The sequence below is a fragment of the Oceanobacillus sp. HCA-5259 genome, assembly GCF_037892815.1.
Classification (GTDB): domain Bacteria; phylum Bacillota; class Bacilli; order Bacillales; family Amphibacillaceae; genus Oceanobacillus; species Oceanobacillus indicireducens.
Window position 1 is genome coordinate 25,540 of the sequence record NZ_JBBKBV010000040.1, and the last position, 6,206, is coordinate 31,745.

Here is a 6,206-nt window from a genome sequence, read left to right on the forward strand (position 1 = left end):
GATTAACTTTAGTATGAAAACCCACGGATATTAGGATGCTCACCGTCGTAGAGTATTTTTGCCTTCGTGGCGTGTGCTTAACGATTAAAGTACCTACACATACCCTCGGTATAAGTTCCGAAAAACTTGACATGGGGCCACTGCGTGTATGCTTCTGCAGCCAAGACGCCAAATGAAAAGATATCTGGCTGCACCTGTGAGGTTATCACAGCATCTTTATTTTATAGTTTCTTATCTTTGAACAAAAAACAGACGTCCAGGCGTCTGTTCATTTCTTATCTTGTACATATAATGCATTTACATTGCGGCGTCTTGCTTCGCGGAGCAAGTATAAGTATTTTGCCTGTGCGACTTGTTCTGCGGCTATACTTTCCAAGGTCCGATCGATGCTTCTCATCCCCAGCTCGCGAATTTGCTTCCATTCCCTTTCTAAAGCAAAAATACTATCAAGTAACTCCGTATCTATATGTTTCTTTTTCAGCTTTCTTGCCATGTTCTTCACCCAATCTTATAAATCTCTTCTTCCTTCTAATGCCCTTGATAGTGTCACTTCATCCGCATATTCCAAGTCTCCGCCTACTGGAAGTCCGTGGGCGATTCTTGTCGTACGAATGCCAGATGGCTTCACTAATCGGGAAATATACATTGCAGTTGCTTCCCCTTCTATATTGGCATTGGTCGCCAGAATCAGCTCTTCAACCTCTTCATCTTTCAAGCGATTTATTAGATCAGGGACATTGATATCTTCTGGTCCAATTCCGTCCATCGGCGAAATTGCACCGTGAAGAACATGATATTTACCATTGTATTCCTTCATCTTCTCCATTGCGATGACGTCTTTCGGATCTTCCACCACACAAATAATCGACCCATCCCGACTTGAATCCGAGCAGACTGCACAGATTTCCTTATCTGTAATATGACCACAAATCGAGCAGTGGGTCAGTTCGCGCTTCGCATTCACTAATGCATTCGCGAAGTCCAAGACATCATCGTCCTTCATATTCAAAACATAAAAAGCCAGACGAACAGCAGTTTTCGGGCCAATTCCTGGCAATTTCATAAAGCTATCCATCAGCTTTGATATCGGTTCTGGGTAATACATTCATTATGCCTCCTAAACGATAAGGGCAAAAAGCACCTGCTTAATACAAAGACGCAAGCACCCGTTTAGCAACGAGTTTGAAGTTTACTAGCTGCTGGGTGCTTGGCCGGACGTGTAAAAACAGGTACTTCAAGCCGAAAGCGATTCATACGAGTGAGGTTACCCGTCGAAACGCGTTTATTAAAACATTCCAGGCATATTTAAGCCTTTTGTAAACTGTCCCATCGTTGCTTCTGTTTTATCATCGATTTGCTTCAACACATCATTCGTTGCGGCGATGATTAAATCTTGCAGCATTTCAACATCATCTGGATCGACTACTTCTTCTTTAATTTCTACATCTGTGACTTCTTTTTTGCCGTTTGCCGTTACAGTTACCATACCACCGCCGGCAGAAGCCTCAAACGTCATTTCATGTAGTTCTTCTTGCGCCTTCATCATTTTCTTTTGCATTTTCTGCATTTGTTTCATCATATTATTCATATTTCCTCTCATGGAAATACCTCCTCATTATCATTTCTTATATTTTTTAAAAAAGAGTCTTACTCTTCTATTTCTAATAAATCATCACCGACAAGTTTCCTTGCTTCTTCAACGAGCGGGTCACTTTGTTTCGCTTCATTTTCCTCAGGCTTATCCTTTTCATGAGAATCGAGGAATGCTTGCCTGACCTCCAGCCAATTTGCCTCAGGGATTGGAATAATTTGCAGCTGTTTTCCTACGACACTTGCGAGAACAGATTCAACCAATTCTCGATTATCGAGGAAAAGATTACAGTGAATCTCATATTTAAATGCAACAACGAGCGCGTCCGGTGAAGCTGCAACCGGCTTACTATCCTGAATCGTTGCATGGGCCGGGGCATTCGTGCCTTTAAGCCTTTCTAAAAAGTTCGCCCAGTTTCCTTGTACTTGGCGTAACTCCTGCTTCTCCGCTTCCCTTAAAACAGCATAGATCTGTTCAGTTGGAACTTTAAAGCTGCTCTTTGATCCACGGGACGGAGCACGTCTTTGCTCCCGCTGTGGTGCTGGCTCGCTTGCAGCGACCGGCGGCTGCTCCTTCATGCGGGCAAGTTGCTTCTCAAGCTGTGCAAGCTTCTCCGTCAACCGAAGCACTTCATCACTTGCCACTGCAGCTTGGTTCCCTGCGGCCCCAGAGCCATTCGTAATCGTTAAAATCGCAATTTCAATATATACTTTCGGACTGTTGCTCCATTTGATTTCCTGCTGGCATGTGTTCAGACGGGTGATTGCTTCTTGAATCCAGTCAATCGGTGTCAGCTCAGCTAATTTCTGGAATGCCTCATCAACCCTGGCCCGTTCAAGCATACCTTCCAAGTCTGGATTACTCTTGTAAAGCAACAGGTCGCGCATGAAGTAGATGAGGTCATATACAAAGCGTCCAGGGTCTTTCCCTTCCTGGATGATCGTATCAAGCAGCTTGATTGCATGCTGCACATCTTTTTCAACCATTACATTTGTAATTTCCGTTAAAATCCCTTGGGAAACCCCACCTGTTACAGCGAGCACATCTTCTAAGGTGACCTCTTCACTGCTATAGGAAATAGCTTGGTCAAGAATACTTAACGCATCACGCATTCCACCTTCTGCCGTCCGAGCAATCGCATCCAGTGCTTCCTCGGTCACGTCCTGTTCATCCGTTTGAACAATTGTTTTCATCCGGTCGACAATAGCTTCATTGGATATCGGTTTAAAATCGAAACGTTGACATCGGGAAATAATCGTCAGTGGAATTTTATGTGGTTCGGTCGTCGCCAAAATAAACACGACATGCTGCGGCGGCTCTTCCAAGGTTTTTAAGAGCGCATTAAATGCATTCACAGAGATCATATGGACCTCATCAATAATATAAACCTTATAGGAAACGGCACTCGGTGCATATTTTACTTTATCACGGATTTCCCGGATATCATCGACACTCGTGTTCGATGCTGCATCAATCTCGATAATATCAGAGATCGATCCATCCTGAATCCCTAGACATGCATTACAATCATTGCATGGCTCTCCATCCGAATTATGTTCACAGTTGATGGTTTTTGCAAAAATCTTCGCTGCACTCGTTTTTCCTGTTCCACGAGGTCCGGTGAATAAATACGCATGGGAAAACTTCTGCTCACGGATAGCATTCTTCAGGGTACGTGTGATATGTGTTTGTCCAACGACGTCCTCAAAGACCTGAGGCCGCCAAACGCGATATAAAGCTTGATAGCTCATGATACAGATTCTCCTCTACATTCTATTTCTAATTATACCCGATATAGGGGGTGAATGTGAACTGATGAAGGATAACAACTTGAAAAACTTAAAGGAGTCTATTCATTTCCTCGCTTTTTCATTCAGAAGGTATTTCGTTGTTCCGGTATTTCGGGTAGACTGAAATTATCAAAAATATGAAATCGATTAGATACAAGCGAAAGGAGCCTGTGAAATAGAAATCATCCTCATGTTTGCAGTAGGGGGTATTATCGTGATTATCGCTGTACTTGGCATCATAGAAGGATGGACTCAACGTATGAAAAAAACGACAGATGAGTTACGGGAAAGGATTGCGGAATTGGAAAATAGAGTCCGTGCATTGGAGAATAAGGAACAATAAACGGAGGTGGTTCGGTGGATTCTTCTATTATAGCTGTATTAATTATCATCTTCATAGCCGTGATGGGAGTAAAGTACAGAAAGAAAAAAGATTAAGGACGGAAAATAGCTGCCGGTTCTTTTACTCAGTCTAAGGAGAAGGTCAAAACAGAATTTGTAAATTCAGTTCTAAGGAGCTAGCTTATAATGGAAAAGAATACAGAGCAACAGATTAATGAATTTCATAATACGTATTTAATGCTTCACCATCACCATATGTAGTTGAGTTGGTTCGTTCCCAACTACATATGGTGATGGAAAAGCCGACTTTGGTAATTATGAAATTCATTCAGATACTAGAAGAATTAAAAACCATCAATAAATCAATCCAAGAAATAAATAGCAAGATTGATGATTTAGATAGGAATGGTAAGCCCATTTCAATCCTTTGGGGCATGCTGAAGTCGTTTGTGATTGGCATTCTAATTGTTGGACCGGTTATTGCGATAGTAATTATATTAATCCAGATAATAGGAAACTGGACATTTAATTAATTTATGGCGGGGAAGAGATAAACGTGATTAAAGCAGTAATTTTTGACTTGGATGGAACACTATTAAACAGGGATGAATCAGTAAGTCAATTCATAGATAAACAATACGAGCGTTTAAATAAGTCGTTGCGCCACATTCCAAAAGATAAATACATAAATCGATTCAAAGCACTCGATAATACGGGGTACACCTGGAAGGATAAAGTTTATCAACAATTGGTAACGAATCCACAATTACAACTTTCATCTTTAGAAATTTAAATGAAATAAATAATAGGTGAATGAACATGACTGCTAAAATAATCTTTGCATCACAAAAGCTTGGTACTATACATCCTACCCAGCTTCAAGCAATGCTTAATAAATTTAGTTTAGGCACTCTCCTTTCATCCAGAAAAACAGAACAAGGCGCAATGGGACAAACGATGCTCGTTTCCTCTACAAATGGGGATTTTATTTTGAAAGGAAATCCTCTTTATCCTGGGCAGTTGAAAGAGGAAAAGTTCTTTATTGAAAATATCGAGAAAAGGACAGATACGCCGGTTCCAATCCCTTATATCATTGATGAATCGGAGGAGATTTTTGGTTGGAGTTACGCCCTTATGCCATGCCTAACGGGAGAGCATATCGATTCTGAACTGCTGAAAAATACACTCACGAATGAAAATAAATTACAAATTGCTGAATCAATTGTAAGTACGTTGTCTGCTTTACACAAATGGAAAGTAGCTGACTTCGGTGAACTTAACACAGATACAATGGAAAGCATTCCTTTCAAGCCTAGCTATACCGACTGGCTTTTCGAGCGGATAATGTTTTGGCTGGAAGATGCGAATAAGTATTCAACAATCACTCCTGAAGATATGGAGTGGGCTCGAACATTGCTAAATGAATCTAGAGAATCCTTTCATCGACTGGATTCACCAACTTTTGTAATGGGAGATTTTAAGCCAGGAAACTTCCTTGTAAATAAAGAGAAAAACGGCTGGGGCATTAGTGGCGTCTTTGATTTTACGAATTCTTATTTTGCAGACCCCGTTTTGGATTTAATTAAAATGGTGACCTATTACCTCAATCATGATGAATTGGAGATTGCCAGGCACATGCTAAACAAATATTTTGAAGGATGGACAGATAAAGGTTTCATAAAGAGTCGTTTAATAGTTCATATGCTGCATCAGAGAGTTTTGGATTGGGGCAATGGAAAGGCAACGAAAACGGCTACTTGGGATGATTCTTTAGCCTTTTCTGAATGGGCAGCAACTTATACGGAATTAATAGCTAGTCTTGTAGATTAAGATGATATAGATAAAAGGAGAACAGTCTATGGCTGTAACGAATAACAATCTAAAAATCACTGTCAGAACAGGAAAACTAGAAGATGGGATTTGTCGAAGAAGGAAGGAAAATAAAAGAAATTAAATGAAATGAAATGGAATATGCGGATGATATTCTTATGTTTAAATTGGTTTAAGACTTTTTAATGGAATGCATAACCGATTAAATGAAATTGTTGCATAGAAAGGTGATTACACATGAATAACTTTTTATACGCTATATATGCTGTGATATTAGCAGCACTATCAATATTTACTGGAGAAATCGTCACATTTGTTATGCTCGGGTTTATTTTGATAAGTTTGCAAAATATCCATTCGACTTTAAAAGATATACTGAAAGCAAAATCAGAGGATTAACTTTAGGGAGTACATAACGCTATCTAAAAGTCAAGAAACATAGATATTAGGCAAGCGTTTTATATCAATAAGTAATAAAATAGCACAACAAGTGAATTAAAATATTTGTTGTGCCTCTTCTACTCTTTATAGCTTTATATACATAATCTATTCGGTAAAATTCAAATGTTATCTCCTTTTCTAGTCTTCTCAATTGCTGCAAGTACCTTCTCCAACTGCTCGTCTTATTCAATTAAATTTTATTTCCTTTTATA

General features: G+C 39.8%; 7 protein-coding genes and 1 pseudogene. 4 read left to right on the plus strand and 4 right to left on the minus strand.

Annotated features, from left to right (window positions below; all coding sequences use genetic code 11):
- Positions 1-268 precede the first annotated feature (268 nt).
- The 4 genes from WKU33_RS16370 to dnaX form a co-directional block, all read right to left on the minus strand.
- Positions 269-493 carry a YaaL family protein gene (locus WKU33_RS16370; protein ID WP_156855300.1) on the minus strand — a complete coding sequence of 75 codons (225 nt, stop codon included), beginning with the start codon at positions 491-493 and terminating at the stop codon, positions 269-271.
- A 15-nt stretch (positions 494-508) separates the two neighbouring features.
- Positions 509-1,105 carry a recombination mediator RecR gene (recR, locus tag WKU33_RS16375; protein WP_156855301.1) on the minus strand — a complete coding sequence of 199 codons (597 nt, stop codon included), beginning with the start codon at positions 1,103-1,105 and terminating at the stop codon, positions 509-511.
- A 180-nt stretch (positions 1,106-1,285) separates the two neighbouring features.
- Positions 1,286-1,600 (minus strand): YbaB/EbfC family nucleoid-associated protein, encoded by a 315-nt coding sequence (locus WKU33_RS16380; RefSeq protein WP_156855302.1) that lies wholly within the window; start codon positions 1,598-1,600, stop codon positions 1,286-1,288.
- A 47-nt stretch (positions 1,601-1,647) separates the two neighbouring features.
- A complete protein-coding gene (dnaX, locus tag WKU33_RS16385; RefSeq protein WP_340455608.1) occupies positions 1,648-3,342 on the minus strand; it encodes a DNA polymerase III subunit gamma/tau in 1,695 nt (564 codons plus the stop codon).
- 253 nt (positions 3,343-3,595) lie between these two features.
- Between dnaX and WKU33_RS16390 the strand changes: the two genes are divergently transcribed.
- The 4 genes and pseudogenes from WKU33_RS16390 (at position 3,596) to WKU33_RS16405 (ending at position 5,553) form a co-directional block, all read left to right on the plus strand.
- Positions 3,596-3,724 carry a hypothetical protein gene (locus WKU33_RS16390; RefSeq protein WP_340455610.1) on the plus strand — a complete coding sequence of 43 codons (129 nt, stop codon included), beginning with the start codon at positions 3,596-3,598 and terminating at the stop codon, positions 3,722-3,724.
- A 316-nt stretch (positions 3,725-4,040) separates the two neighbouring features.
- Entirely contained in the window at positions 4,041-4,256 is a 216-nt protein-coding gene (locus tag WKU33_RS16395) for a hypothetical protein (protein ID WP_340455612.1), read from the plus strand.
- A 23-nt stretch (positions 4,257-4,279) separates the two neighbouring features.
- A pseudogene (locus WKU33_RS16400) lies at positions 4,280-4,477 on the plus strand (HAD hydrolase-like protein); the annotation flags it as partial.
- Positions 4,478-4,542: 65 nt separating this feature from the next.
- Positions 4,543-5,553: a phosphotransferase family protein gene (locus WKU33_RS16405; protein WP_235763174.1), complete on the plus strand. Its 1,011-nt coding sequence runs from the start codon at positions 4,543-4,545 to the stop codon at positions 5,551-5,553.
- Positions 5,554-6,206 lie beyond the last annotated feature (653 nt).